The organism is Variovorax raffinosi (genome assembly GCF_051216615.1).
GTDB lineage: Bacteria > Pseudomonadota > Gammaproteobacteria > Burkholderiales > Burkholderiaceae_C > Variovorax.
The window spans coordinates 30,426-54,756 of record NZ_JBPJZR010000021.1 but is presented as its reverse complement, the minus strand read 5'-3'; the positions used below and the strand labels follow the sequence as shown (position 1 = coordinate 54,756).

The 24,331-nt window shown below is 68.7% G+C and carries 26 protein-coding genes; 17 read left to right on the top strand and 9 right to left on the bottom strand.

Annotated elements, in window-relative coordinates:
- Positions 1 to 19: 19 nt before the first annotated feature.
- The 4 genes from ACSFB7_RS36135 to ACSFB7_RS36120 are packed head-to-tail and all read left to right on the top strand — an operon-like array spanning position 20 to position 4,700.
- Entirely contained in the window at positions 20 to 1,030 is a 1,011-nt protein-coding gene (locus tag ACSFB7_RS36135; protein WP_435477148.1) for an alpha/beta fold hydrolase, read from the top strand.
- Positions 1,027 to 1,845, top strand: a complete 819-nt coding sequence (locus ACSFB7_RS36130; protein WP_435477147.1) for a CbbQ/NirQ/NorQ/GpvN family protein — start codon at positions 1,027 to 1,029, stop codon at positions 1,843 to 1,845. Before ACSFB7_RS36135 ends, ACSFB7_RS36130 begins: the two co-directional genes overlap by 4 nt.
- A complete protein-coding gene (locus tag ACSFB7_RS36125) occupies positions 1,842 to 3,509 on the top strand; it encodes a nitric oxide reductase activation protein NorD (protein ID WP_435477146.1) in 1,668 nt (555 codons plus the stop codon). Before ACSFB7_RS36130 ends, ACSFB7_RS36125 begins: the two co-directional genes overlap by 4 nt.
- 36 nt (positions 3,510 to 3,545) lie before the next feature.
- The gene (locus tag ACSFB7_RS36120; protein ID WP_435477145.1) at positions 3,546 to 4,700 is read left to right on the top strand and encodes a transporter substrate-binding domain-containing protein; all 1,155 of its coding nucleotides are present in this window, start codon (positions 3,546 to 3,548) and stop codon (positions 4,698 to 4,700) included.
- Here the strand turns inward: ACSFB7_RS36120 and ACSFB7_RS36115 are convergent.
- Entirely contained in the window at positions 4,697 to 4,927 is a 231-nt protein-coding gene (locus ACSFB7_RS36115; protein WP_435477144.1) for a hypothetical protein, read from the bottom strand. The genes ACSFB7_RS36120 and ACSFB7_RS36115 overlap by 4 nt on opposite strands.
- Before the next feature lie 148 nt (positions 4,928 to 5,075).
- Here ACSFB7_RS36115 and ACSFB7_RS36110 point away from each other — a divergent pair, with 148 nt between their 5' ends.
- On the top strand, positions 5,076 to 5,723 hold the full coding sequence (locus tag ACSFB7_RS36110; RefSeq protein WP_435477143.1) for an ANTAR domain-containing response regulator: 648 nt from the start codon (positions 5,076 to 5,078) through the stop codon (positions 5,721 to 5,723).
- Between the two features lie 19 nt (positions 5,724 to 5,742).
- On the opposite strand, the gene ACSFB7_RS36105 is transcribed toward ACSFB7_RS36110, so the two are convergent.
- Complete coding sequence (locus tag ACSFB7_RS36105; RefSeq protein ID WP_435477142.1) at positions 5,743 to 6,639, bottom strand: LysR family transcriptional regulator; 897 nt, start codon at positions 6,637 to 6,639, stop codon at positions 5,743 to 5,745.
- Positions 6,640 to 6,729: 90 nt separating this feature from the next.
- Between ACSFB7_RS36105 and ACSFB7_RS36100 the strand changes: the two genes are divergently transcribed.
- The 3 genes from ACSFB7_RS36100 (at position 6,730) to ACSFB7_RS36090 (ending at position 9,039) form a co-directional block, all read left to right on the top strand.
- Positions 6,730 to 6,921, top strand: a complete 192-nt coding sequence (locus tag ACSFB7_RS36100) for a YjiS-like domain-containing protein (protein WP_435477141.1) — start codon at positions 6,730 to 6,732, stop codon at positions 6,919 to 6,921.
- A 61-nt stretch (positions 6,922 to 6,982) separates the two neighbouring features.
- Positions 6,983 to 8,668 carry a hypothetical protein gene (locus ACSFB7_RS36095; RefSeq protein ID WP_435477140.1) on the top strand — a complete coding sequence of 562 codons (1,686 nt, stop codon included), beginning with the start codon at positions 6,983 to 6,985 and terminating at the stop codon, positions 8,666 to 8,668.
- Between the two features lie 11 nt (positions 8,669 to 8,679).
- Positions 8,680 to 9,039, top strand: coding sequence for a hypothetical protein (locus ACSFB7_RS36090; RefSeq protein WP_435477139.1), 360 nt, complete (start codon positions 8,680 to 8,682; stop codon positions 9,037 to 9,039).
- 7 nt (positions 9,040 to 9,046) lie between these two features.
- Here ACSFB7_RS36090 and ACSFB7_RS36085 read toward each other — a convergent pair whose 3' ends face one another.
- Entirely contained in the window at positions 9,047 to 10,090 is a 1,044-nt protein-coding gene (locus ACSFB7_RS36085; RefSeq protein WP_435477138.1) for a LacI family DNA-binding transcriptional regulator, read from the bottom strand.
- A gap of 130 nt (positions 10,091 to 10,220) precedes the next feature.
- Between ACSFB7_RS36085 and ACSFB7_RS36080 the strand changes: the two genes are divergently transcribed.
- The 6 genes from ACSFB7_RS36080 to ACSFB7_RS36055 all read left to right on the top strand — a co-directional run bounded on the left by ACSFB7_RS36080 (position 10,221) and on the right by ACSFB7_RS36055 (position 15,231).
- Positions 10,221 to 11,087 (top strand): dioxygenase family protein, encoded by an 867-nt coding sequence (locus tag ACSFB7_RS36080; protein ID WP_435477137.1) that lies wholly within the window; start codon positions 10,221 to 10,223, stop codon positions 11,085 to 11,087.
- 30 nt (positions 11,088 to 11,117) lie between these two features.
- Positions 11,118 to 11,882, top strand: a complete 765-nt coding sequence (locus ACSFB7_RS36075; protein WP_435477136.1) for an SDR family NAD(P)-dependent oxidoreductase — start codon at positions 11,118 to 11,120, stop codon at positions 11,880 to 11,882.
- Entirely contained in the window at positions 11,879 to 12,787 is a 909-nt protein-coding gene (locus ACSFB7_RS36070; protein ID WP_435477135.1) for a beta-keto acid cleavage family enzyme, read from the top strand. The genes ACSFB7_RS36075 and ACSFB7_RS36070 overlap by 4 nt, the downstream gene beginning before the upstream one ends.
- Entirely contained in the window at positions 12,784 to 13,791 is a 1,008-nt protein-coding gene (locus ACSFB7_RS36065; RefSeq protein WP_435477134.1) for a quinone oxidoreductase family protein, read from the top strand. The genes ACSFB7_RS36070 and ACSFB7_RS36065 overlap by 4 nt, the downstream gene beginning before the upstream one ends.
- Before the next feature lie 24 nt (positions 13,792 to 13,815).
- Complete coding sequence (locus ACSFB7_RS36060; RefSeq protein WP_435477133.1) at positions 13,816 to 14,172, top strand: cupin domain-containing protein; 357 nt, start codon at positions 13,816 to 13,818, stop codon at positions 14,170 to 14,172.
- 66 nt (positions 14,173 to 14,238) lie between these two features.
- Positions 14,239 to 15,231: a Bug family tripartite tricarboxylate transporter substrate binding protein gene (locus tag ACSFB7_RS36055; RefSeq protein ID WP_435477132.1), complete on the top strand. Its 993-nt coding sequence runs from the start codon at positions 14,239 to 14,241 to the stop codon at positions 15,229 to 15,231.
- Here ACSFB7_RS36055 and ACSFB7_RS36050 read toward each other — a convergent pair.
- From ACSFB7_RS36050 to ACSFB7_RS36040, 3 genes are read right to left on the bottom strand one after another with little or no spacing between them, the layout of a single operon-like run.
- Positions 15,218 to 15,811: a uracil-DNA glycosylase family protein gene (locus ACSFB7_RS36050; RefSeq protein WP_435477131.1), complete on the bottom strand. Its 594-nt coding sequence runs from the start codon at positions 15,809 to 15,811 to the stop codon at positions 15,218 to 15,220. The genes ACSFB7_RS36055 and ACSFB7_RS36050 overlap by 14 nt on opposite strands.
- Positions 15,812 to 15,838: 27 nt before the next feature.
- Complete coding sequence (locus ACSFB7_RS36045) at positions 15,839 to 16,669, bottom strand: isocitrate lyase/PEP mutase family protein (RefSeq protein ID WP_435477130.1); 831 nt, start codon at positions 16,667 to 16,669, stop codon at positions 15,839 to 15,841.
- Positions 16,670 to 16,720: 51 nt separating this feature from the next.
- The gene (locus ACSFB7_RS36040) at positions 16,721 to 17,638 is read right to left on the bottom strand and encodes a LysR substrate-binding domain-containing protein (protein WP_435477129.1); all 918 of its coding nucleotides are present in this window, start codon (positions 17,636 to 17,638) and stop codon (positions 16,721 to 16,723) included.
- Positions 17,639 to 17,765: 127 nt separating this feature from the next.
- Here ACSFB7_RS36040 and ACSFB7_RS36035 point away from each other — a divergent pair, with 127 nt between their 5' ends.
- Positions 17,766 to 18,632, top strand: a complete 867-nt coding sequence (locus tag ACSFB7_RS36035; RefSeq protein ID WP_435477127.1) for a fumarylacetoacetate hydrolase family protein — start codon at positions 17,766 to 17,768, stop codon at positions 18,630 to 18,632.
- A gap of 32 nt (positions 18,633 to 18,664) precedes the next feature.
- Positions 18,665 to 19,282, top strand: coding sequence for a VOC family protein (locus tag ACSFB7_RS36030; protein WP_435477126.1), 618 nt, complete (start codon positions 18,665 to 18,667; stop codon positions 19,280 to 19,282).
- Between the two features lie 27 nt (positions 19,283 to 19,309).
- Here ACSFB7_RS36030 and ACSFB7_RS36025 read toward each other — a convergent pair whose 3' ends face one another.
- Genes ACSFB7_RS36025 through ACSFB7_RS36015 form a run of 3 tightly spaced genes read right to left on the bottom strand, consistent with a single transcriptional unit; the run spans position 19,310 to position 23,234 of the window.
- The gene (locus ACSFB7_RS36025; RefSeq protein WP_435477182.1) at positions 19,310 to 20,695 is read right to left on the bottom strand and encodes an L-serine ammonia-lyase; all 1,386 of its coding nucleotides are present in this window, start codon (positions 20,693 to 20,695) and stop codon (positions 19,310 to 19,312) included.
- A gap of 4 nt (positions 20,696 to 20,699) precedes the next feature.
- Positions 20,700 to 21,869 (bottom strand): M20 aminoacylase family protein, encoded by a 1,170-nt coding sequence (locus tag ACSFB7_RS36020; RefSeq protein WP_435477125.1) that lies wholly within the window; start codon positions 21,867 to 21,869, stop codon positions 20,700 to 20,702.
- 24 nt (positions 21,870 to 21,893) lie between these two features.
- The gene (locus tag ACSFB7_RS36015) at positions 21,894 to 23,234 is read right to left on the bottom strand and encodes a DUF3100 domain-containing protein (RefSeq protein WP_435477124.1); all 1,341 of its coding nucleotides are present in this window, start codon (positions 23,232 to 23,234) and stop codon (positions 21,894 to 21,896) included.
- 116 nt (positions 23,235 to 23,350) lie between these two features.
- Here ACSFB7_RS36015 and ACSFB7_RS36010 point away from each other — a divergent pair, with 116 nt between their 5' ends.
- The gene (locus tag ACSFB7_RS36010; RefSeq protein ID WP_435477123.1) at positions 23,351 to 24,319 is read left to right on the top strand and encodes a LysR family transcriptional regulator; all 969 of its coding nucleotides are present in this window, start codon (positions 23,351 to 23,353) and stop codon (positions 24,317 to 24,319) included.
- The last annotated feature ends 12 nt before the right edge of the window (positions 24,320 to 24,331 follow it).

Genomic DNA, 24,331 nt, shown 5'->3' with positions numbered 1-24,331 from the left:
CAAGGGGAACGCACAACCCATGGACTACGAAATCTTCGACCTCGGCGACGTCGTGCTGCAGCGGGGCGCGACCCTGCGCAACGCAAAGCTCGCCTACAAGACCTACGGCACGCTCAACGCCGACAAGAGCAACGTCATCGTCTACCCGACCTGGTACTCGGGCCAGCACTACGACAACGAATGGCTCATCGGCCCAGGCATGGCGCTGGACCCGGCGAAGTACTTCATCATCGTGCCGAACATGCTGGGCAATGGCCTCTCGTCGTCGCCCAGCAACTCGCCGGAGCCCTACAACCTGGCGCGCTTTCCGAACGTCACGCTGTATGACAACGTGACGCTGCAGCACCGGCTGGTGACGGAGAAATTCGGCATCGAGCGCATCGCGCTGGTGGTGGGCTGGTCGATGGGCGCGCAGCAGACCAACCAGTGGGGTTGCCTGTACCCGGACATGGTGCAGCGCATCGCGCCCTTCTGCGGCTCGGCGAAGACGGCGCCGCACAACATCGTGTTTCTCGAAGGCGTGAAGGCGGCGCTCACGGCCGACGTGGCGTGGAACGGCGGCTGGTATGCCACGCCGCCGAGCAAGGGCTTGCGCGCGGTGGGCCGCGTGTACGCGGGCTGGGGTTTGTCGCAGCCCTTCTACATGCAGGAACTGTGGCGCGAGCTGGGCTTCAGCTCGCTCGAAGACTTCCTGGTCGGCTACTGGGAAGGCTTCTTCCTGCAGAAGGACGCGAACAACCTGCTCGCGATGCTGTGGTCATGGCAGAACGGCGACATCAGCGACAACCCGGTGTTCAAGGGCGACTTCAAGAAGGCGCTGGGCGCCATCAAGGCGCGCGCGATCGTGATGCCGGCCGAGCGCGACCTGTACTTTCCGGTGGCCGACAACGAATGGGAGGTGTCGCACATGCCGAACGCCGAGTGCCGGCCGATCCCGGGCGTGTGGGGCCACTTTGCCGGCGGTGGCAGCAGCCCGGTCGACACGCGCTTCATCGACAACGCCCTCAAGGAACTGCTCGCCACGCCATGAATGCCGCCGTCCCTGATCCGCTCGCCAGCTACCGCATCGAGACCGAGCCCTTCTACCGGCCCGCCGGCAATGAAGTGACGCTGTATGAACAGGCCTACCGCCATCGCATGCCGCTGATCCTCAAGGGGCCGACCGGCTGCGGCAAGACCCGCTTCGTGGAGCACATGGCGTGGTCGCTCGGGCGGCCGCTGGTCACGCTGGCGTGCAACGAGGACATGACGGCGTCGGACCTCGTCGGGCGCTACCTGCTCGATGCGAACGGCACGGCCTGGCACGACGGGCCGTTGACGCTGGCGGTGCGCCACGGCGGCATTTGCTACCTCGACGAGGTGGTGGAGGCGCGGCAGGACACCACGGTGGTGATCCACCCACTGACGGATGCGCGCCGCATCCTGCCGCTCGACAAGAAGGGCGAGCTGGTGCACGCGCACCCCGACTTCCAGCTCGTGGTGTCGTACAACCCCGGCTACCAGAGCAGCGCGAAGGACATGAAGCCTTCGACGCGGCAGCGCTTCGCGGCGCTGGAGTTCGACTACCCCGACAGCACGCTCGAAGCGGAGATCGTCGCGCACGAGGCCGGGGTCGGGCTCGACCTGGCCGCGAAGCTGGTGGCCATCGCGCGTTGCTCGCGCGAGTTGAAGCATCGCGGGCTCGACGAAGGCGTGTCGACGCGCATGCTGATCTATGCGGGCGTGCTCATCCGCGACGGCGTGTCGCCGCGCGACAGCTGCGACATGACGATGACCCGCGCGCTCACCGACGACCCCGACATGGCGAGCGCGCTGCAGGGCTTCGTGGCCGCGCAGTTCGGATGAGCGACGGGCACGCGCTCAGGTTCGAGGCGCTGGGCCTGCTCGCGCGCGGGCTGGCCGGTGTCGATATCGAGGTGCAGCCGCTGACCACCGTGTCGCACGCGCGGGCCGTGCTCACGCCGAAGCGGCTGCTGTTGCCCGAAGGCAGCGATGCCCGCCTGCGCCGCGCGATGGTCGCGCACGCGGTGGCGCATCTGCGGCACTCGGTGCCCGCGCGGCCGACGCGCACGCTCAAGCCCATGGGCATCGCGGTGGTGTCGGCCATCGAGGATGCGCGCGTCGAGCATCTGCTGTGCCGCGATTTCCCCGGCGTGCATGGCTGGTTCGCCGAAGCCCTCGCGCCGGTGCCCGATGCTTCCGACCTGAGTTTCGCCGCGCTCGTCTCGCGCATGGACCGATTGCTGATGCTGCCCGCATGGCAGGACGACAACCACTGGGTCAACAAGGCGCACCGCCTGTTCGACGAGACCGCAGCCTCCGCAGGGCTGGAAGACTACGACGCCTTCCGCGCCATCGCATCGATCCTGGCCAACGACCTCGGCCAGATGCGCGTGCGCTTCGATCCGCAGCACTACGCGGTGCCGGCACCCTGGCGTGACGACAACAGCTACCTGTGGGATTTCGGCGAGGCCGAAACGCCGCCGGACGACGCCATCGCGCTGCAGCAGTCAGGCGCACGGCCGCCACCACCTTCCGATGCAAGCAGCGACAACAGCGATGGCCCACCACCCGAAGGCGGCACCGAACTCGAACTGGGCCGCTACAGCTACCCCGAATGGGACCGCAAGCAGGAACGCCTGCGGCCCGACTGGTGCACGGTGATCGAGAAGCTGCCGGCATGGCAGGGCCTGTCGCCGGTGCGTGAACAGTCTGCCGCCAGCAACGAACGCTTGACCCCGCTCGCCCTGCCGCGCGCGCGTCACCTCGACCGCACCCATCGCCTGCGCCGCCAGTGGGAGGGCGACGACGTTGACCTGAACGCCGCCATCGAAGTGCTGGTCGACCGCCGCCTGCGACTGCGACCCGACCCGCGCCTTTTCATGCGCCCCGGCAAGGCGCCGCGCGCGACCAGCGTGCTGGTGCTGCTCGACCTGTCGGAATCGGTGAACGACGCGGGGCAAGGAGGACAAACGCGCTCGCTGCTCGACATCGAGAAGCAGGCCGCGCTGCTGCTGGCCGCGCCATCGAATTCGACTGCGCGACAGGGCGTCGACCGATTGGCGATCCACGGCTTTTCGTCCAACACGCGCGACGAGGTTTATTACTACCGTTTGCTCGAATTCGGCAAGCCGCTCGAAGCCCCCTCGCGCGCCATGATCGGCGCGGTGCGCGGGCGCTATTCCACGCGCATGGGCGCCGCGCTGCGCCATGCCGCCGCGCACCTGCGCGCGGAGCCGGCCGGGCAGCGCGCGATCTTGCTGGTGACCGACGGCGCGCCCTCCGACATCGACGTGCACGACCCACAGTACCTGATCGAAGACGCCCGCATGGCCGTGACCGAAGCGCGCGAAGCCGGTGTGCGCACCGCCTGCATCGCGGTCGATGGCGCGGCCGATGCCTACGTGCGCCGCATCTTCGGCTGGCGCAACTATTGCATCGCCGACGACGCACGCAGCCTGCCGGTGCGGCTGGCGCGCATGAGCGCGCGACTGGCCGCCGCAAACTGAGGAGAATGATGCTTCACACATCCAGGAGACACCCCAGTGGCTGACAAGGACCCCATTCGCGTCGGCATCCTTTACTCGGAAACCGGCGTCACCTCGACCATCGGGCTGTCGCAGTTGCAGGGTGCGCTGCTCGCCATCGAGGAGATCAACGAGGCCGGCGGCGTCGATGGCCGCGAGATCGTGGCCGTGCGCCACGACCCGCAATCGAACCCCGCGCGCTATGCCCAGCTGGCCGAAAAGCTGATCGTGCAAGACCGCGTCAACGTGATCTTCGGCTGCTACATGTCGAGCAGCCGCAAGGCCGTGATTCCGGTGATCGAGAAGTGGAACAAGCTGCTGTTCTACCCCACGCTTTATGAAGGCTTCGAGTACTCGGGCAACGTGATCTACACCGGCGCCGCGCCCAACCAGAACAGCGTGCAGCTGGCCGAGTTCATGACCACGAACTTCGGTGCGCGCGTGTACCTGATCGGCTCCGACTACATCTACCCCTACGAGTCGAACCGCATCATGGGCGAGCTGGTGATGCAGCGCCCCGGCAGCGAGAAGCTGGGCGAGCGCTACGTGGCGCTGGACGCCACCGAAAAAGACTACCGCGCGATCATGGACGACATCCGCGACAAGCAGCCGGACTTCATCTTCTCGACCGTGGTGGGCGATTCGACCGCGAGCCTTTACCGCGCGTACGCCGAAGCGGGCTTCGACCCGAGGGCCATGCCGATCGCGAGCCTCACGACCTCGGAGGCCGAGATCTCGCAGATGGGCCGTGGCGTGGCGACGGGGCACTTCACGGCGGCGCCGTATTTCCAGTCGATCGACTCGCCCGCCAACCGGCGTTGCCTGGCGCGGCTGCGCGAGCGTTTCGGTGATGGCTGCGTACCCAACCTGTGCTGGGAGGCGTCGTACTTCCAGATGCACATCTTCGCCAATGCGTACCGGCAGGCGGGCGGTGATGGCATCGCGGAGATATTGCCGCACATCCTGGGCAGCGAGTTCGATGCACCGCAGGGGCGGGTGAAGATCGACCCGTCCAACCACCACACCTGCCTGTACCCGCGTGTGGGCCGGGTCGATGCGCACGGGCAGTTCACCATCGTGCGGCAGGCCACGCGCGCGGTGTACCCCGACCCTTACCTTGTCACGCATTCGCTGGGCGACTGGACGGCCAAGCTCGACACGCTGGAAGCCTAGGATGAAAGCCTGTTCTTCCGTTCGTCGCTTTGTGCTGTTGGTGCGTTGTTTTTGGCGCTGCCCTTCTTCAGGGCGGCACTCACGCCGACACGGTGCTCTTTTTCGCGAATGTCCCCCGCTTCGCTCCTCCTTGATTTCGCGAAAAAGAGCCCCGTATCGGCGCGAGCGCTGGACAGAGCAGTCGTTGATCGGCGATTCACCAGCAGCGTGCCCTGTGCGAATGACACCAGGTGCTCCCCGCAGCGAAATAAAGGAGGAGCGAAGCGGGGGACATTCGCGGAGGGGAGCACCTGGCGTCATTCGCACGCGCCCTGAACAGCAGCGCCCCAAAGACACACAAGCCCGCATTGCGTCGGCCCCAAGGAGGGCTTGAACGTGGACGGCACAGCGCCCAAAAGACACACCCTCAGGGTGACACCGCCGCAGTTGAAAGAACTGCGGCTGCTGAAGATCGCCGTGATCCACCCCGACGACGCGGACGGCCGACAGCTCACACAGCAACTCCAGCGCATCGGCTGCCAGGTGCAAGCCTTCTGGCCGCCGGTACAGGTGCTGCCCGAAGGCATCGACGTCGCTTTCATGGCAGTGCAGCCCGACTTCATCAACCTGCGCTTCGAGTGGACGCAGAACGAAGATGCGCCCGCCATCATCGCGGTCGTCACCTACGAGAACCCGACCATCGTCGAGGCTGTTCTGGAGATCGGCGCCAAGGCCGTGCTGCCCTCGCCGGTGCGCTCGTTCGGGTTGCTTTCAGCGCTGGTCGTTGCGCGCGAGGCGCACAAGGAAAGCCGCTCGCTCGCGCGGCGCCTGCGCAAGGTCGAGGCCAAGCTGCTCGGCGTGCGGCAACTCGCCGAAGCCAAGGCGGTGCTGATGAAAACGCACAACGTGTCCGAAGGCCAGGCCTACGACCTGATCCGCGAACAGGCCATGAGCAAGCGCACCACCATGGAAGAGATCGCCGCCGCCATCGTCAACGCCAGCGAAATTCTTTCGCTCGGCGTGCGCAAGCCCGGCCAGGGCTGAAGAAGACGGCGAACCCGAATCAGAGCTGGCGAAAAGTCGTCAGCACCTTCAGCACGCTCTGCGTGGCACCGTCGAGCATCGCCGGCTGGCGGTGCGCAATGCCCAGGCGGCGCGTGAGCTTCGGCGTGATCGGCAACACCTGCACGCGCTCGTTGTTGATCGCTGCTACGTCGGCCGCCTTCTGCAGCGGCAGCAGCGCGGCACCGTAGCCGGCAGCCACCAGACTTTGAATGGCGGCGTCGTAGTTCAACTCGATGCGCGCGCGCGGCGCGAAACCGGCCGCGGCAAACCACTCCATCGACAACCGGTACATGTGCGTGGTGGCGTCGTTGAAGATCAGCGGCTGCGCCGCCAGCCACGCCGGCGTGACGCGCTTGGGCGCCTTCCAGCGCTGTGGCACGAAAGCCATCATGGGCTGGTCGCGCCACGGCGTGACGACCAGGTCGCGCTGCGGCGGCTGCGGCATCGCGACCAGCCCGATGTCGAGCGTGCCGGCCGCCAGCCGCGCCATCGCATCGTTGGAGCCGAGGATGCTGACCTCGACATCGATGCCCGCATGCACCACGCCCAGCGCTTCGAGCACCTGCGGCAACAGGTCGACCACCACACCGGTCGAAGTGCCCAGCCGCACGCGGCCGGTGCGGCCTTCGGCCTGGCGCTTGACGGCATCGACCGCCTCGTCGGTGTCGCGCAGCAGCTTGCGCCCGCGCTCCACCAACGCCGCGCCGGCCGCGGTAGGCGTGACGCGCCGGTTGCCGCGCACCACGAGCGGCGCGCCCAGTCGCGATTCGAGTTCGCTGATGTGCAGGCTCACCGTGGGCTGCGCAAGATGCAGCGCGTTGGCCGCCGCCGAGAAGGTGCCCAGGTCGGCAATGGCGATGAGCGTGCGAAGCTGGTCGAGGTTGAGTTGTCGCATCAGGAATGCTGATCAAAGGGTTCAGGAATCTCAACTTCCACAATAGCACGCAGCGCCGGAAGATGAGCGCTCCCCAACCAGGAGCCCATCGTGACCGCGCCGACGTACTCACCCTTCCCTCAACGCCTGATGCATGCGCTGCGCCTCTGGCACCGTCGCATGGCGGAGCGCAACCGCCATCGGGCGGACGCCGGGCATCTGTCCGACATGAGCGACCATGAACTGCGCGACCTGGGCATCGGCCGCAGCGAAGTACAGGAGCTGCTGGACCGCCATCGCTGAGCTGACGAAATCCGGCGCATTCCTTCAGGCAGCGCGCCGAATTTGAGGTTCAATTCAGGGCGTGCCCAAATCCGCAGCCCCCGCCCCTCTTTCCATCGAACTCACCTCGCCGCAGTCGGTCAATGGCCGGCGCGCGGCCTTCCAGTCGCTCTGGCTGCTGGTGCGCATGCAGCATGCGCATGACGCCGAAAGCGGCCTCGTGCGGCTGGCCGACCTGCGCGGCGAAGTCTCCGACGCGAGCACCCTGCGCATGGTCGTGAGCCGCGCGTTCCGCGACTTCAAGACCTGGGACATCGAGGTCGGCTGGGGCGAGGACACGCAGCGCGAGCCGCGCTTCCTGAATGCCGAGCGGCGCAGCCAGGGCCCCTTCTGGCTGCCGGCCGCCGAAGCGAAACGCGTGCGCATGCTGGTCGGTGGCCGTGCGGCCACGGCGGCCGAGGTCGCGTCTTTCCTCGGGCTGCGTTCCCGCAAGGCCCGTGCGGCGTCGCCCGGCTCGCCGCCGCCCGATGCGGTGCACCTGCAGGACGCCGCGTTCTGGAAGCAACTGGTCGCCTCGCAGCAGGCGGCGCGGCAGGGCCGGCTCATGGCGCCCGTTGCCGGTGGCAGCGTGACGGGCCAGCCGGCGAGTGCGCTCGAATCGATCGGCCTGGCCGGCACGCTGGCCGCCACCGACTTCCAGCGCGCGCTAGTCACGCTCAACGAGGCGATGCTGTGGCGCCGCCTCGGCGACAACGAGCAGGCGCGGCGCCGCCTGCAGGCGCTCAAGAAGCAGCGCCTTGCGCATCACGTCGCGGGCAACGACTACCTGGGCGCGATGGAATGCATCGTCTCGGCCTGGTGTGCCTACACGGCGCGCGACCTGCCGCTGGCGCAATCGCTGCTGAGCGGCATGGCCGAAGACGCGGCGCGCGGGCTGGTGCTGCGGCATCACCCCGACGTGCGTTTCGAGTGGTGCAACCTGTGGGCGCTGGTGTGCCGCTCGCGCGCGCTGGGGCTGTCCGCCGACGACAAGCCCACGGCCGCCACGCTCGCCGAAGAGTCGCTGCGCCGTTTCGGCGAAGCACTGGCAGCGGCCTTCGAGTCGCACTCCTTCGATGCGGCGCAGCACGTGGCCGCCAACATGGGCATGGCCGCCTGGCTGTTCGACCGCGTCGGGCTGAGCGACCTGCCCACGCTCTCGCACGACGGCAACGCCGACACCACGCGCCGCGCCGTGCAGTGGATCGCCTTCAGCGAATGGCTGTGCGGCCACACCGACGGCCAGGGCCGCTCGGCCTGGAACGCCATTTACCTGATGCGCATTGCGCGCGGCCACTGCCGACCCGAATCGCAGCCCACGCTCGCGCAGTTCCGCGCACAGAAACCGCTGGACCCGGGCGCGGTCTCCAAGCTCGCCGGCCCGCTGGCCGATGCCTTCGATGCGGCGCACTGGCCGGCGCGCTGGGTCGATGTGGCGCAGGCGCGGCTGGCCGACCATCAGGCCGGGCGCCGCCGCTATCCGGGCCTTCAGCATTGCAGCCTGCTGTTCGAACACGCCTGGTATGCGGCACATGCGGGCGAGCTGAAGGCGGCCGAGCAGTCGCTGGCTTTGCTGCGCGACGCACTGCCCGGGCTGGTGCCGAGCGATCGCGCCTACTTCACCGAATCGTGGAATGACACGCTGCCGGCCGAGCTGGTGCTCGAAGCCAAGCCGCCGCGCCGGCCGGCAGCGCGCAAGAAGACCGCGCCACGCGCGCGCCAGACCTGAGTTTCAGCCGTATGCCCGACAACAACGACAACAACAACAGCTCCCACGAGCCCATCGACCTGGCCGCTCACCGCGAGCGCCGGGCCCGGCTGCAACAGCAGCGGCAACGGCTCGCTTCGGAACAGGCATCGCGCGACGCCAACCCGCCCACAACAGAGTTGGCGCCCGGTGAAGTGCCCTGCATCCGTTGCAAGGAACCGGTCTACGGCCATGCGCTGCGCTGTCCGCACTGCGGCGTGCATTTCAGCGGTGGTGCCGATGCCTACGCGCCCAAGGAAGGGCTGTCGCTGCGCACGAAGATGATGATCGCGCTGGTCGCCCTGGCGCTTCTTCTTGCGGGCCTGAGCGACGACATCGCCGCCTGGTGGTAGGGGCCAGCTATCGCGCCGCGGCCGGCGCGCCGGTCGACTTGCGCACCACCAACTCCGGCCGCAGCACCACGGTCGATGCGGACATCGAGCGCCCATCGATCTCCTCGAACAGCATCTCGGCCGCGCGCCAACCCAGCTCGCGGTGCGGCAGGCGGATGGTGGTGAGTGGCGGATCGACCATGTCGACCAGCGGCATGTCGTTGTGGCCCGTCACCGAAATGTCCTTCGGCACGCGCAGGCCCGCCGCGCGCAATGCGTCGTAGGCGCCGAGCGCCACCAGGTCGTTGCAGCACACCACCGCCTGCGGCGCCGGCCCCGCTTCGAGCATCTGCTGCATGGCAACGGCACCGGCCTCGCGGCTGTAGCTCGCGCACTCGACCACGCGGAACGGCTTCATGCGGTGGTCGCGCAGCGCCTGCTCCACGCCCAGGCGTCGGCCGACGCCGGTCGGAATGTTCTGCGGCCCCGCCAGGTGCGCGATGCGCTTGTGGCCCAGACCCACGAGGTGATCGACCGCGAGCTTCATCGCGAGCCGGTCGTCGCTCACCACGGCGGGCAGGCGGCCGGTTTCGTCGGCGCGGTTGACCAGCACGGCCGTCATGCCGGCCTTGGTGACGAAGTCGACCAGCGGATCGTCGCGCGTGGCGGTGGCAAGGATCACGCCGTCGACGCGCTGCGCCAGCATGCGTTCGAGCACCGGGCGCGCGAGCGCATGGTCGACCACGTTGGTCACGAAGACGAAGTAGCCGCGCGCCGCCGCGCTGGCCTCGATGCCTTGCAGGATCGGCGGGAACACCGCGTTCGTGATGTCGGGCACCAGCACGCCGATGGTGTGGGTGCGCCCGGTGCGCAGGGCCGAGGCCGCGCGGTTGGGCCGGTAGCCCAGGCGCTGCGCCGCCTCTTCGACCACGCGCAGCACTTCCTCGCTGATCAGTGACCGCTTCTCGGGGCTGAGCGCCCGCGAAACGGTCGACACATGCACGCCGGCGGCGCTGGCGACGTCGCGGATGGTGACGGGAGAGGCGGTGGCGGAAGGCGGATTGGGCTTCATTGGTGCAAACGATTGTCGCCGAGGCTTGTGACTGACGGTGGCTCTACGCCATTCATGGGTACCGAACCCCTCCATTTTACTTTTTGGAGATTTGGACTAATATCGTGCAAACGATTGCATAAACCACCCCATGAACATCGCCACCTCTCCCGACTCGGTGCTGGGCTTCACGCTCGACGCCATGAAGCGCACGCCCGACCCCCGGCTGCGCACCGTGATGGAAGCGCTCACGCGCCATCTGCATGCCTTCGTGCAGGAGGTGAAGCTGAGCGAGGAAGAGTTCGAGCAGGCGCTCGAATTCATCGTCGCCATCGGCCACGCCACCGGCGAGACCAAGAACGAAGTGGTGCTGGCGGCCGACATCCTCGGCGTGTCCACCGTGGTGGCGCTGCAGAACAACCAGGACCCGCAAGGCGAATCGCCGGCCGCGCTGCTGGGGCCCTTCTGGCGCGCGAACTCCCCGGCCTGTGCGGCGGGCGACAACATCGCGCGTTCAGGCACGCCGGGCATTCCGCTGGAAGTGACAGGCACGGTGCGCGACGGCAAGGGCCAGCCGGTGGCCGGTGCCACGGTCGACGTGTGGCAGGCCTCGCCCGTGGGCCTCTACGAAAACCAGGACCCGTCGCAGGACGACATGAACCTGCGCGGCCGCTTCACGACCGATGCGCAAGGGCGCTTTCATTTCTTCAGCGTGCGGCCGGCCGGCTACCCGGTGCCGACCGATGGCCCCTGCGGCGTGCTGCTGCGCGCGCAACGGCGCCACCCCAACCGGCCGGCGCACCTGCACTTCATGGTGAGCAAGCCGAAGCACAAGGTGCTGATCACGCAGGTGTTCGCCGATGACGACGAGAACCTGGAGAGCGACCCGACCTTCGGCGTGACGCAGCGGCTGATCGGCCGCTTCGCCCTGGCGCCCGACGGCAAGACCGCCACGCTGCAGTACGACTTCCAGCTCGAGCCGGGCGAGATGAAGTTCCCCCGCCCACCAATCCCCTGATCTCCTGACTCCACAACTCCACGTCATCCCATGAGCTTCGATCCTGTCTCCCGACTCGACGGCAAGGTTGCCGTCATCACCGGTGGCCTTGGCGCCATCGGCTACGCCACGGCCACGCGCCTGGCCGCGCTTGGCGCCACCTGCGTGCTGCTGCACCGCAAAGGCGACGATGCGGCCGCGCGCGCGGCCGCCCTGGCCCATGCCAACGGACAGCGCCACGGCGCGATCTGCGCCGACATCGTCGACACGCCCAGCCTGAACGCGGCCGCCGCCAAGGTGAAGGCCACGCACGGGCGCTGCGACATCCTGGTCAACAGCGCGGGGCACACGCAGCCCGTGGCGGCCGGCGACCTCGATGCGCTGACCGACGAACTCATCGACGACATCGTGCGTGCCAACTTCCGCGGCGTGTTCGCGACCATCCGCGCCTTCGCGCCGATGCTCAAGGCCAGCGGCGACGGACTGGTGGTCAACATCTCCTCGATCGCGGGCTTCACGGGCGTGGGCAGCAACCTGGCCTATGTCGCGGCCAAGGCCGGGCTCGACGTGGTCGGCGATGCGCTGGCCAAGGCGCTCGCGCCGGCGGTGCGCGTGGTGTCGGTGTCGCCGGGCGCGGTCGAGTCGGGCTTCGTGCCGGGCCGCGGCGCGGAGTTCGCAAGCAAGATGGCGAGCACCACGCCGCTGGGCCGCATCGGCAAGCCCGACGACGTGGCCGCCACGGTCGAGGCGCTCGCGACGACGATGCGCTTCGTCACCGGCACGCGCATCGTGGTCGATGGAGGGCGCCACCTGTGAGCACCGGCAAGACCCTCATCACCTGCGCCGTCACGGGCAACCTCGTGAAGCCCGAGCAGACGCCGCACCTGCCGATCACGCCGGTGCAGATCGCCGACGAATGCCTGGCCGCCGCCGAAGCCGGCGCGGCGCAGGTGCACATCCATGTGCGCCACCCCGAGACCGGCAAGCCCTCGATGGAGATCGACCTGTACCGCGAGGTGGTCGAGCGCATCCGCCGCGAAAACCGCGAGCTGATCATCAACCTCACGACCGGCCCGGGCGGGCGCTTCATTCCGAGCGAGGACGATCCGAAGATCGCCGCGCCCGGCACCACGCTGCTGCCGCCCGAGAAGCGCGTGGAGCACATCGCGCTCATCCGGCCCGACGTGTGTTCGCTCGACCTCAACACCATGAACTCCGGCCCCGACGTGGTGATGAACACGCCGAAGAACGTGCGCCGCATGGCGAAGGTGATCCGCGAAGCGGGCGTGAAGCCCGAGCTGGAGATTTTCGATTCGGGCGACATCAACCTCGCGCTCGACCTCATTGCCGACGGCACGCTGGACGGCCCCGCGATGTGGACCTTCGTGCTCGGCGTGAAGTACGGCTTTGCACCGACGCCAGAGACGCTGCTGTACGCCCGCAACATGCTGCCGCGCGGCGCCTTCTGGAGTGCCTTTGGCATCGGCCGCATGGAGTTCCCCATCGTCGCGCAGGCCTGGCTGCTGGGTGGCCATGTGCGCGTGGGCATGGAAGACAACATCTACCTCGAAAAGGGCGTGCTGGCCCAGAGCAACGCGCAGCTCGTGGCGAAGGCACGCGACATCCTGCTGAGCCTGGGCGGCGAGATCGCCAACCCACGCGAGGCGCGCACGATGCTGGGCTTGCCCGACGCACACACCGTGCAAGGAGCTAAGCGATGAGCGTCGCAGCCATGCACCCCGTTCACACCTCGCGCGCGCTGCGCGTGCATGAGAAAGCCGCCAACCTCGACGCACTGAAGCTCGAAGCCGCACCGCAGTCAGAACCCACACCGCCCCCCGGCCACGCCGTGGTGCGCATCGCCGCAGCAGCGGTCAACCCGAGCGACGTCAAGGCAACGCTGGGCCTCATGCCGCAGGCGGTCTGGCCCCGGACGCCGGGCCGCGACTTCGCGGGCACCGTCGTGAGCGGGCCCACCGAATGGATCGGCCGCGAGGTCTACGGCTCGGGTGGCGACAACGGCATCACGCGCGACGGCTCGCATGCGCGCTACCTCGTGTTGCCCGAAGCCGCATTGCGCGCCAAGCCCCGTGGCATTTCGATGGACGAGGCCGGCGCGGTGGGCGTGCCCTTCGTCACCGCTTATGAAGGCTTTCGCCGCAGCGGCATGCCGCAGGCCGGGCAGACGGTGCTGGTGCTCGGCGCCAACGGCAAGGTCGGGCAGGCGGCCGTGCAGCTTGCGTCGCAGGCCGGCGCGCGCGTGATCGCGGTGCAGCGCCATGCCGGGCCCTACGCGGGCTTTGCGAGCGGAACGGTGGACACGATCGACGCGCGCCATCACACCGACGTGGCCGCGCGGGTGCGCGAGCTGACCGACGGGCGCGGCGCGCACATCGTCTACAACACCGTGGGCAGCGCCTACTTCGAAGCCGCCAACAAGGCGATGGCCAAGGGCGCGACGCAGATCTTCATTGCCACGCACGACCGCGCGGTGCCCTTCGACATCTTCGCGTTCTACCGCGGCATGCACACCTTCGTGGGCATCGACTCGCTCGCGATGGATTGCGTGGCCTCGACCGCGCAGCTCGACGCGATGCGCGAAGGCTTCGAGCGCGGCACGCTCAAGCCCTTTCCGGTCGCGCGCCACTTCACGCTCGACGAAGCCATGGACGCCTACCGGCTGGTGCTGTCGGGCAGCACCGACCGCGTCGTGCTGCGGCCCTGACTGAACCCACGAAGGACAACCGCCATGCACGTGACCCGTTTCAACGAAGCGCCGCACTACGAGGCGCCCAACCATTTCGACATGCGCTGCCTGCGCCTGCAGGGCAAGGAAGCCGGCCCATCAACACAGATGTGGATGGGCATGAGCCAGATCCTGCCGGGTGGCCACACCGGGCTGGACGGCTCGCCGATGGAAAAGCTGTACCTCGTGCTCGAAGGCGAGCTGCACGTGGTCGGCGAACTCGACGGCGCGCATGAAGAAGAAGTGCTCGGCCCCTACGACAGCTGCCGCTTCGCGCCCGGCGAAAAGCGCCAGCTCGAAAACCGCAGCAACCGGCCGGTGCTGGTGGCGCTGGTGATGCCGAACGCGCCGCCGCCGTAGCGGCCTCCCCTCTTTCTCTTTCGGTCATTCATCGCCCAACGAAACAAATCAACGGAGACAAGACGCATGAAGAAGACTTTCACCTGGAGCCGCCGGCGGACGCTGGCCGTGGCCGCGGCATTCGTCGCCGCATCCACGCTCGGCGGCGCGCACGCGCAGGGCAACTGGCCGGGCACGCAGCCGATCAAGCTGGTCGTGCCGTTCACGGCAGGCAGCGGCACCGACATCGTCGCGCGGCTGGTGGCCGAGAAGCTCGGCCCGGCGCTGGGCACCAGCGTGATCGTGGACAACCGGCCCGGCGCGGGCGGCACGCTGGGCGCGGCGATCACGGCCAAGGCGCCGGCCGATGGCTACACGCTGCTCGTGCACTCGGCGGGCCACCTCGTGAACCCGTGGATCTACAAGGGCCTGTCGTACGACACGCTCAAGGACTTCACGGGCGTGACGCCGATGGCCAGCCTGCCCAACGTGCTGGTCACCGCGCCCGCGCACTTCGCGAACGTCAAAGACCTCGTGGCGCAGGTCAAGGCCAAGCCGGGCCGCTTCAACTACGGCTCCGCCGGCAACGGCTCGGCCACGCACATGAACGCCGAGGTGTTCCGCCTTGCGGCCGGCATCGACGCGCAGCACGTGCCCTTTCGCGGCACGCCCGAGGCCATGACCGAGGTGATGGCCGGGCGCGTCGACTGGTTCTTCGCACCGATGGTGTCGGCCCTGCCGCTGATCCAGACCGGCAAGCTGCAGGCGCTGGCGGTCGGCACGGGCAAGCGCTCGGCGGCACTGCCCAACGCACCCACGACGGTGGAGGCCGGCGTGCCGGGCTCGGAGTACCTGTTCTGGGTCGGACTCTTCGCACCCGCGAAGACGCCGCAGCCGATCGTGGACCGCCTGCAGGCCGAGGTCGCGAAGATCATGGTGTCGCCCGAGCTGAAGGAGCGGCTGGAAAAACTCGGTGCCGAGCCCTTCACCATGCCTTCGGCGCAGTTCAACAAGTTCATCGTCGACGAGACCGGCAAGGCCCAGCAGGTGGTCAAGGCCGCGAACATCAGGGTCGACTGACGCCCTCCGGGGCCAGCACCTGGCGAACCCGCTCGCGCAGCACCGGCAGCACATCGCGCTCGAACCACGGGTGGTGCTTGAACCAGCCCGTGTTGCGCGGCGAAGGATGCGGCAGCGGCACGACGCGCGGCCCGTAGTCCGCGAAGGCCTCGACCGTTTCGGTGACGCTGCCGCGCGCGGTCTTGCCCAGCAGGTGGTGCTGCGCGTACTGGCCGATGGGCAGGGTCAGCTCGACATTCTTGAGTTCGGCGAACAGCCGCGCGTGCCAGAGCTGCGCGCATTCCTTGCGCGGCGGCAGGTCGCCGCTCTTGCCGCGCCCCGGGTAGCAGTAGCCCATCGGCACGATGGCGATCTGCGTCGCGTCGTAGAACAGGTCACGGTCGATGCCGAGCCAGCGGCGCAGCAGGTCGCCGCTTCGGTCGTTCCATGGCACGCCGGTCTGGTGCACGGTCAGGCTCGGGGCCTGCCCGACGATCAGCAGCCGCGCGGTGCGGCTCGCCTGCACGATGGGCCGGGGGCCCAGCGGCAGATGCGCTGCACAGGCGCGGCAGTTGCGGATCTCGGTGAGAAGAAGTTCCACCGGGGCTGCTTCGGCGCGGTCGGATGACTACTGCACGAACGGACGGAAGAACGCGTTGAGTTCGGCGCCCGGCGCGGCATCCGCAAAGCCGTCGAAGCGGCCTTCTTCAGACAGCGTGCGCGCGGCGCGCATGAAGCCGCCCCATGCCGCGCGCGCGAGCCCGCCGCCGACGCTGACGCGCCGCACGCCCAGCTCGGCGATGTCTTTCATCGTCAGCTCGCTGGTCGCGCCGACCAGCAGGTTGACCGGCTTGCCGCCAGCGGCCGCGACCACGGCGGCGATCTGCTCACGGGTCTTGATGCCGGGTGCGTAGAGGCAATCGGCGCCCGCGTTTGAGTAGGCCTTGAGCCGGGCGATGGCGTCGTCCAGATCGGGACGGCCGGCGAAGAAGTTCTCTGCACGCCCAACCAGCAGCACGTCGGCGCCGCTGGCGTCGATGGCCTTGCGCGCGGCACGCATGCGCTCGACCGCGACGTCGATGGAAAAAAGCGGATCGGCGGCGTTGCCCGTCGAATCCTCGATCGACAGGCCCGCCACGCCGGTCTCGGCCGCGAGCCGCACGCTTTCGGCCACGCCCTGCGCATCGGCGGCAAAGCCGTTCTCGAAGTCGGCGTTCACCGGCAGGTCAGTGGCGGCCACGAGTTCGCGCAGATGGTCAAGGACCTGGTCGCGCGACAGCGCCCCATCGGCATGGCCGCGCGACCACGCAAAGCCCGAGCTGGTGGTGGCCAGCGCCTTGAAGCCCAGGCCTTCGAGGTAGCGCGCGCTGCCGGTGTCCCAGGGGTTCGGGATGACGAAGCAGCCTTGAGCGTGGAGCGCGCGGAAGTCGGCGCGTTTCTGGGCGATGGAGCGGGTCATTGCGGTGCCTCGGTTTGCCTTGCGGGGTTGGAACAACAGGAGAAGGAACGGTCAGGATAAGCCCGTGCGCGCGACAGCTTCGCCCGGCGGGTTTTGCAGCAGGCAGTCGATGAAGGCGCGCACCGCCGGCAGCATGCCGCGCCGCGATGCGAACGCGGCCTGGATTTCGCTGGCCGCGCAGGCCCAGTCGCCGCACAAGCGCACCAGGCGGCCGTCGGCGAGCGCATCGCGGCACATGATCTCGGGCAGCAGTACCACGCCCATGCCCTGCTCGGCAAGGTGCCTGAGCGCGAACATGTCGTCGGTGACGAAGTGCGGCGTGAAGCCGAACTCCTGCACCTGCGCGCCGTGCTCCAGCGTCCAGCGGTAGCGGTCGTTCTCGGCGGGCAGCGACAGCACGGGCCATGCGGCCAGGTCGGCGAGCCCCTGCGGCGTGCCGAGCCGCGCCAGCAGCGCGGGGCTCGCCAGCAGCACGTCGACGGTGGTGCCCAGCGGCCGGGCGACGAGGCTCGAATCCTCGAAGGGCGGGCGCCGCACGCGCAGCACCACGTCGATGTTTTCCTGCAGCGGATCGACGCGCCGGTTGCTCACTTCCAGTTGCAGCCGCACGCCGGGGCAGGCACGCATGAAGGCCGGGATCAGCGGCGTGAGCCAGAACTGCGCGAGCGTGAACGGGCAGCTCACGCGCAGCAGGCCCTGTGGCTGCGAGATGGCCTGGCGCAGCACGTCGAAGGCCTCGTCGCCCGCCGCCACCGTGGCCTGGCAGCGCTCGTAGAACTCGCGGCCCACGCCGGTGAGCAGCAGGCGGCGCGAACTGCGCTGCAGCAGCCGCACGCCCAGTCGCTCCTCGAGCTGCGAGATGCGGCGGCTCAGGCGCGACTTGGGAATGCCCAGGTGCCGGCTCGCGGCACTGAAGCCCTGCTGTGTCACCACATGGGCGAAGAGCGCCAGGTCGTTGAGGTCTTCCATGTCTCTCGTTCTGCTTTTCGTTCCACCGGCAGAACGATCCGTTCTTGCCGGGCGAATTGTTCTGCGTTCGTTCCACCAGCATCATCGATCGATCCTTTCCGGTCAACCACCCGTTCCAGCACACGCCATGAAACTCGCCAGCTTCCACCATCGCGACGCCCTTCGCTTCGGCGTGGTCCGAAATGAGGAAATCGCCGACCTGACGGACCAGCCCGGCGCGCCGCCCGGACTGCGTGAGCTTCTGGCGCGCGGCGACGAAGGCATGGCGTGGCTGCGCGCCGCACTGCCGGATGCACCCCGCGTGGCACTGGCCGGCGTGCGGCTGGCGGCGCCCATCCCCGCGCCGCAGAAGTTCCTGGGGCTGGGCGGCAACTACGCCTCGCATCTGGAGGAAGCCGCAAAGCTGGGGTTGGTGCGGGCGCCGGGGCAGGTGTGGTTCAACAAGCAGGTGTCGTGCGTGGCCGGCCCTTTCGATGCGGTGCACAAGCCCCGTGTGTCCGACCAGTTCGACTACGAGGGCGAACTCGGCGTGGTCATCGGCCGGCGCTGCCGCCATGTGCGCGCGGAAGACGCGATGGCCATGGTCGCGGGCTACGTGGTGGTCAACGACATGAGCGTGCGCGACTGGCAGATGCGCGCGCCCACGCACACGCTGGGCAAGTCCTTCGACACGCACGGCCCCTTCGGGCCCTGGCTGGTGACGCGCGACGAGATCGCCGACCCGCATGCGCTGCGGCTGCGCACCTGGGTCAACGGCGAGCTGCGGCAGGACGGCAACACCGCGCAGATGATCCACCGCATCGAGGCCATGCTGGTCGAGCTGAGCACCGCCTTCACGCTGGAGCCGGGCGACGTGCTGAGCACCGGCAGCCCCGCGGGCGTGGGCGGGCTGATGGACCCGCCGCGCTATCTGGTGCCGGGCGACGTGGTGCGCGTGGAGATCGAGGGCATCGGCCACATCGAGAACCGCGTGGTGGCCGAGCCTGCTGATTGAACGTTGCGCCCGAAAAAAAGAAGGAGACCCCCATGACCGACATCGCAACCCCGGTGCGCCCCGTGCGCCCGCTGCCCGACTTCACGCACACCGTGCTGAGCCCCGTCAAGCTGGCGCACGTGGTGCTGCGCGTGAGCGACCTGGCGCGTTCGCGCGCGTGGTACCTCGACGTGCTGCAGGCCCGCGCCGCGTTCGAGAACCCGATGCTGTGCTTCCTGACCTACGACGACGAGCACCACCGCATCGGCCTGATCGCGGGACCGGCGCTGAAGCACGAAGCCGACGCGAGCACGGGCCTGGAGCACATCGCCTTCACCTACGGCTCGCTCGGCGACTTGCTGGCCAACCACCGCCGGCTGGCCGCACGCGGCATCCGGCCCTACTGGTGCATCAACCACGGGCCGACGATCTCGATGTACTACCGCGACCCCGACGGCCATCGGCTGGAGCTGCAGCACGACGTGTTCGAGACGGCGGAGGAAGTCAGCGCCTTCTTTGCCGGCGGCGCCTATGCCGAGAACTTCATGGGCGTGGTGTTCGACCCCGAAGCGCTGGCCGCGCGTTTCGAGGCCGGCGAGCCGCTGGCTTCGCTCACCGCGCGGCCCCGGCTGCCGGAAGGCAAGGGGCCGTGGGACATGTTCGTGGCCTGATGTTCGTGGTCTGAGCTTCAGGCGCGGTCAGCACTCCACCACGTTCACCGCGAGGCCGCCGAGCGAAGTTTCCTTGTAGGTCGACTTCATGTCCTCGCCGGTCTGTTTCATCGTGCGGATCACCGCGTCGAGCGACACGTAGTGGCTGCCGTCGCCGCGCAGCGCCATGCGTGCCGCGTTGATGGCCTTCACGGCCCCCATCGCGTTGCGCTCGACGCACGGAATCTGCACCATGCCGCCGACCGGGTCGCAGGTCAGGCCCAGGTTGTGTTCCATGCCGATCTCGGCCGCGTTCTCGACCTGCGCCGGCGTGGCGCCGAGCACGGCGGCGAGTGCGCCAGCGGCCATCGAGCAGGCCACGCCCACTTCGCCCTGGCAGCCGACCTCGGCTCCGGAGATCGATGCGTTGGCCTTGTAGAGCATGCCGATTGCCGCCGCCGTGAGCAGGAAGTCGACGATGCCGTCGTCATTCGCCTGCGGCACGAAGCGCTGGTAGTAGTGCATCACGGCGGGCACCACGCCGGCCGCGCCGTTGGTGGGTGCGGTGACGACACGGCCGCCGGCAGCGTTCTCCTCGTTCACCGCCATCGCGAAGGCGTTGACCCAGTCCATCACCGCGAGCGGGTCGGCCGCACCGGCCTGTGCCAGCAGTTCGCGGTTCAGCTCGGGGGCACGGCGGCGCATGCGCAGCGGGCCGGGCAGTGCGTGCGCGGCCAGCGGGTTGTCGATGCCGAAGCCGCGCTGCACGCACTGCTGCATCACGCCCCAGATGCGCAGCAGGCCGCTGCGCACTTCGGCCTCGGGCCGCCACACGCATTCGTTGCGCATCACCAGCGCCGCGACCGACAGGCCGCTGGCGCGGCATTGCGCCATGAGTTCGTCGCCGGTCGAGAAAGGATGCGGCACGGTAGATGCCGCAGCCACCGTCGCGGCCACAGCCTGCCCGCCTTCGACGACGAAGCCACCGCCAACCGAGAAATACGTGCCCTCGGCCAGCCTGCTGCCATCGGCCGCGAAGGCGGTGAAGCGCATGGCGTTGGGGTGCTCGGGCAGCGACTCTTCGCCGCGAAAGGCGATGTCGCGCACGCGGTCGAAGGCGATGGGCGTGGTGCCCAGCAGGCTCAACTGGCCGGTGCGGCGCAGCGCCTCCAGGCGCGGCTGCACGGTCTCGGGCCGCACCGTGTCGGGCGCGTCGCCGAAGAGGCCGAGGATCACGCCCTGGTCGGTGGCATGGCCGTGGCCCGTGGCGCCGAGCGAGCCGAACAGGTCCACGTGCAGGCGCGCCACCTGCGCGAGCACACCGCGCGCTTCGAGCGACCGCGCGAACATCAGCGCCGCGCGCATCGGCCCGACGGTGTGCGAACTCGACGGCCCGATGCCGATCTTGAAGATGTCGAAGGCTGAGAGCATCAGCGCATCATGCGGCCGGCAGCTGCTGTTTGACCAGTGCCACCCAGTAGGCGGCGCCCAGCGGCAGGATGGCGTCGTTGAAGTCGTAGTACGGGTTGTGCACGTTCGGATCGTTCGGGCCTTCGCCCGCGCCGATGCCGATGTAGGCGCCCGGGCGCTTCTGCAGCATGAAGGCGAAGTCTTCCGAGCCCATGGCCGGCGGAATGTCGGTCTTGACCTGCGCGCGCTCGACCAGGCTGGCGGCGGCGGCAATGGCGGCATCGGTCTCGGTGGCCGTGTTGACCACGCCGGGGTAGCCGCGGCGGTAGTCGAGCGCCACCTTCGCGCCGTGCGTCTGCGCCACGCCGTCGCAGATCTGCTGCATCGCGGCCTGGGTCTTGTCCTGGATGGCGGGGTCGAGCGTGCGCACGGTGCCGCGCAGCACCACGGTTTCGGGAATCACGTTCCAGGTGTCGCCGCCGTGGATCTGCGTGACGCTGACCACGGCCGAATCGGTGGCGCCGGTGCGGCGACTCACGATGGTCTGCAACGCGTTGACGAGCTGGGCCGACACCACCACCGAGTCGATGCCGGTCTCGGGCATGGCGCCGTGGCTGCCCTTGCCGGTGATGACGATCTCGAAGGTGTCGAGAAAGGCCGTCATCGTGCCCTTGCGGATCGCGAACTGGCCGCGCGGCAGGCTGGGGAAGTTGTGCATGCCGTACACGGCGTCGGCAGGGAACTGGTCGAACAGGCCCTCTTCCACCATCACGCGGCCGCCGCCTTCGTTCTCTTCGGCCGGCTGGAACACGAACTGCACCGTGCCCTTGAAAGGCTTGTGGCGCGACAGGTGTTCGGCCGCGCCCAGCAGCATGGCGGTGTGGCCGTCATGGCCGCAGGCGTGCATCTTGCCGACGCACTTCGAGGCGTGCGGCTGCGTGCCCAGCTCCTGCATGTTGAGTGCGTCGAGGTCGGCGCGCAGCGCGATGCTCGGGCCTTCGCCGTTCTTCAGCGTGGCCACCACGCCGGTGCCGGCCAGGCCGCGATGCACCGGCAGGCCCATCAGCATCAGCGCGTTGGCGACGACGTTGGCGGTGCGGTGTTCCTCGAAGGCGGTCTCGGGGTTCGCGTGGATGTCGCGGCGCCAGCCGAGCATGCGCTCGCGGGTGTCTTCGGCAATTTCGGGTTCGCGGTACATGGCGGTCTCTCTCGTGGTGTGGGGTCAGTGGAAGAATTCGGCGATGACGGTGGCGCCGAGGAAGGTGCCGGCCGTGGCAGTGAGCGACACCACCACGATGCGCCAGCCCAGCTTGCGGAACACCGGCAGGTCTTTCGCGACGGAGAAGCCGGCCAGTGCCAGCACCGGCGTGGTGAAGGCCAGGAAGTTGAGCTTGGCGGTCAGCGCGATCAGCGCGTCGGAGAACGGGAACAGGCCCGGAATGCCGACCACGGTTGCCACCACCGACAGCACCAGCACCGTCGGCAGGCGCGGCACGAGGCGCTTGATGCCCTCGACCACCAGCGCGATCGCCACCACCGCGGCCATGCCTTCGAGCGACACCAGCACCGGCACCTTGTAGGTCAGCGAGTTGCCGATGAGCACGCCGCCGCCCACCACCGCCCAGGCGATGAGCGTGTCGCGCATCGGCAGAGCGCCGCCATGCCCCATGCTGACCTGGGACATCGCGCCCGTGCCTGCCGCTTCCTGCGCACCGCGCTTCGAGAAGCGGCCCAGCACCGGTTCGAGCTTGCCGTAGAGCCACGAGCACAGCGGCAACGACAGGAACAGCGTGAAGTAGAAACCCGCCACCGTGGTCAGCAGGTTCGATGCGGCCGCGATCGCGGTGAGCTGCGGCAGCATCTCGGCCGGCTGCTGCGCGGCGATGGCGCCCAGGGCCGCGGCCATCAGGCTGCCCGAGCCCACGCCCGCACCCATGGCCAGCGAACGCGGATCGAAGATGTGCAGGCTGGCGATGAAGCCCGCCAGCACCGCGATGAACAGCGCGCCCAGCACCGTGCCGGTGATGTACTCGGCCAGCACGCCACGGCCTTCGGGCGAGGCCATGCCGTACTTCTCGCCAATGATCACGAGATTGCCCTCGCGGCCCACCGAGAAGGTGGCGCCCACGGCTTCGCGCTTGATGCCCAGCAGCAGCGCCAACGGCAGGCCCAGTGCGAGCGTGCCGAGCGCGTGGCCGAACTCCTGGAACAGAAGAGCCCAGCCCGCCTGCTTGACCTGCGGCAACGCCGCGCCCACGGTGAGGCCCAGCTTCACGATGAACAGCAGCAGGCCCGCATTGAGCAGCCCGCCTGCAAAAGACTGCTGCGCGGGCGCCACGCGCACCACGCCCGGCACGCGGCGCTGCGCGATGCCCCAGACCGCCGCGATCAGCAGCGCCCACAGCATCGGCAGCAGCGCCACCTTGCCCGGCCCGACGCTGAATTGCACCGGGCCGATGCGTTCGGCCACCGCCACGATGGCGAGGGTCACGAGCGCGAGCCTGAGTTTTCCAGAGGCGGTGGCCGGGGCCATGGTGTCGAGCGTGGAGGCGGCAGAGGTCATTGTGTGAGGCTTCTTCTGGCGGGGTGCCGGCGAGTGTCGGGCTGCGGAGCACTTGCATCAATGACAGCAAATGAGGATATTTGGTGCATTGAATGCAACACTCGAATCCGCCGACCATGGACGACAAACTCGACACCCGCCGCGTGCGCTACTTCATCCAGGTGCTCGAAAGCGGCTCGGTGCGCGGCGCCGCCGACGTGCTCGACATGGACCCTTCCGCCGTCAGCCGCGCCATCGGCATCCTTGAAAAAGAATGCGGCGTGCCGCTGCTGGAGCGCCACGGCCGCGGCGTGGTGCCCACCGACGCGGGCCAGATGCTGGCCGGCTACGTGCGGCGCCAGCAGAACCAGAAGCAGCACTTGCTGGCGCAGATGGACAGCATCCGCAAGATCGAGCGCGGCCACATCGACATCGTGGCGGGCGAAGGCTATGTCGACTGGCTCATGCGCCACAGCCTGCGCGACTTCATGACCACGCATCCGAACATCACCATCGACCTGGACGTGGCCAGCACCGACGAGATCGTGCGGCGCATCGTCGAGGAGCGCGCCCACATCGGCATGCTGTTCCAGCCGCCGAAGGACGAGCGGCTGACCTCGCACCAGTCGCATGCGCAGCCCATCCAGACGATGGTGCCGGCCTCGCACCCGCTCGCGCGGCTCGGTCGCCCGCTCAAGCTGGCCGACCTGCTGCCCTACCCGGGCGCGACGCTGCATCGCAACTTCGGCGTGCGGCAGCACATCGAGGCCGCCGAGATCAGCGAGGGTGTGCGGCTGCCCGCGCTGCTCACCACCACGTCGTTCAGCGCGCTCGGCCATTTCGTGTCGGCCGGGCTGGGCTACACGCTGGGCACGCGGATCTCGCTCACGCCGAATGCGAACAACGCCCTGCTGGTCGAGCTGCCGATGAAGAACCCGTTGCTGTCGCAAGGGCGCTCGCACATCGTGTCGCGGCACGGCCGCATGCTGTCGCCGGCTGCGTCGGCGCTGCTGCGGCAGATCGTGACCGACATGCGCCGTTATGCCGACCTGACGGCCGGCAAGGAAAAGCGAGCAGCCCCACGCGGGCGCGGTGTTGCGGCCTGAGCGTTGCGCCTG

What these genes read in the sequence shown, in the direction of transcription:
- ACSFB7_RS36135 (WP_435477148.1), top strand. Translation starts at nt 20, where the DNA reads ATGGACTACGAAATCTTCGACCTCGGCGACGTCGTGCTGCAGCGGGGC.
- ACSFB7_RS36130 (WP_435477147.1), top strand. Translation starts at nt 1,027, where the DNA reads ATGAATGCCGCCGTCCCTGATCCGCTCGCCAGCTACCGCATCGAGACC.
- ACSFB7_RS36125 (WP_435477146.1), top strand. Translation starts at nt 1,842, where the DNA reads ATGAGCGACGGGCACGCGCTCAGGTTCGAGGCGCTGGGCCTGCTCGCG.
- ACSFB7_RS36105 (WP_435477142.1), bottom strand. Translation starts at nt 6,639, where the DNA reads ATGCGACAACTCAACCTCGACCAGCTTCGCACGCTCATCGCCATTGCC.
- ACSFB7_RS36090 (WP_435477139.1), top strand. Translation starts at nt 8,680, where the DNA reads ATGCCCGACAACAACGACAACAACAACAGCTCCCACGAGCCCATCGAC.
- ACSFB7_RS36085 (WP_435477138.1), bottom strand. Translation starts at nt 10,090, where the DNA reads ATGAAGCCCAATCCGCCTTCCGCCACCGCCTCTCCCGTCACCATCCGC.
- ACSFB7_RS36080 (WP_435477137.1), top strand. Translation starts at nt 10,221, where the DNA reads ATGAACATCGCCACCTCTCCCGACTCGGTGCTGGGCTTCACGCTCGAC.
- ACSFB7_RS36075 (WP_435477136.1), top strand. Translation starts at nt 11,118, where the DNA reads ATGAGCTTCGATCCTGTCTCCCGACTCGACGGCAAGGTTGCCGTCATC.
- ACSFB7_RS36065 (WP_435477134.1), top strand. Translation starts at nt 12,784, where the DNA reads ATGAGCGTCGCAGCCATGCACCCCGTTCACACCTCGCGCGCGCTGCGC.
- ACSFB7_RS36060 (WP_435477133.1), top strand. Translation starts at nt 13,816, where the DNA reads ATGCACGTGACCCGTTTCAACGAAGCGCCGCACTACGAGGCGCCCAAC.
- ACSFB7_RS36055 (WP_435477132.1), top strand. Translation starts at nt 14,239, where the DNA reads ATGAAGAAGACTTTCACCTGGAGCCGCCGGCGGACGCTGGCCGTGGCC.
- ACSFB7_RS36045 (WP_435477130.1), bottom strand. Translation starts at nt 16,669, where the DNA reads ATGACCCGCTCCATCGCCCAGAAACGCGCCGACTTCCGCGCGCTCCAC.
- ACSFB7_RS36040 (WP_435477129.1), bottom strand. Translation starts at nt 17,638, where the DNA reads ATGGAAGACCTCAACGACCTGGCGCTCTTCGCCCATGTGGTGACACAG.
- ACSFB7_RS36035 (WP_435477127.1), top strand. Translation starts at nt 17,766, where the DNA reads ATGAAACTCGCCAGCTTCCACCATCGCGACGCCCTTCGCTTCGGCGTG.
- ACSFB7_RS36030 (WP_435477126.1), top strand. Translation starts at nt 18,665, where the DNA reads ATGACCGACATCGCAACCCCGGTGCGCCCCGTGCGCCCGCTGCCCGAC.
- ACSFB7_RS36020 (WP_435477125.1), bottom strand. Translation starts at nt 21,869, where the DNA reads ATGTACCGCGAACCCGAAATTGCCGAAGACACCCGCGAGCGCATGCTC.
- ACSFB7_RS36015 (WP_435477124.1), bottom strand. Translation starts at nt 23,234, where the DNA reads ATGACCTCTGCCGCCTCCACGCTCGACACCATGGCCCCGGCCACCGCC.
- ACSFB7_RS36010 (WP_435477123.1), top strand. Translation starts at nt 23,351, where the DNA reads ATGGACGACAAACTCGACACCCGCCGCGTGCGCTACTTCATCCAGGTG.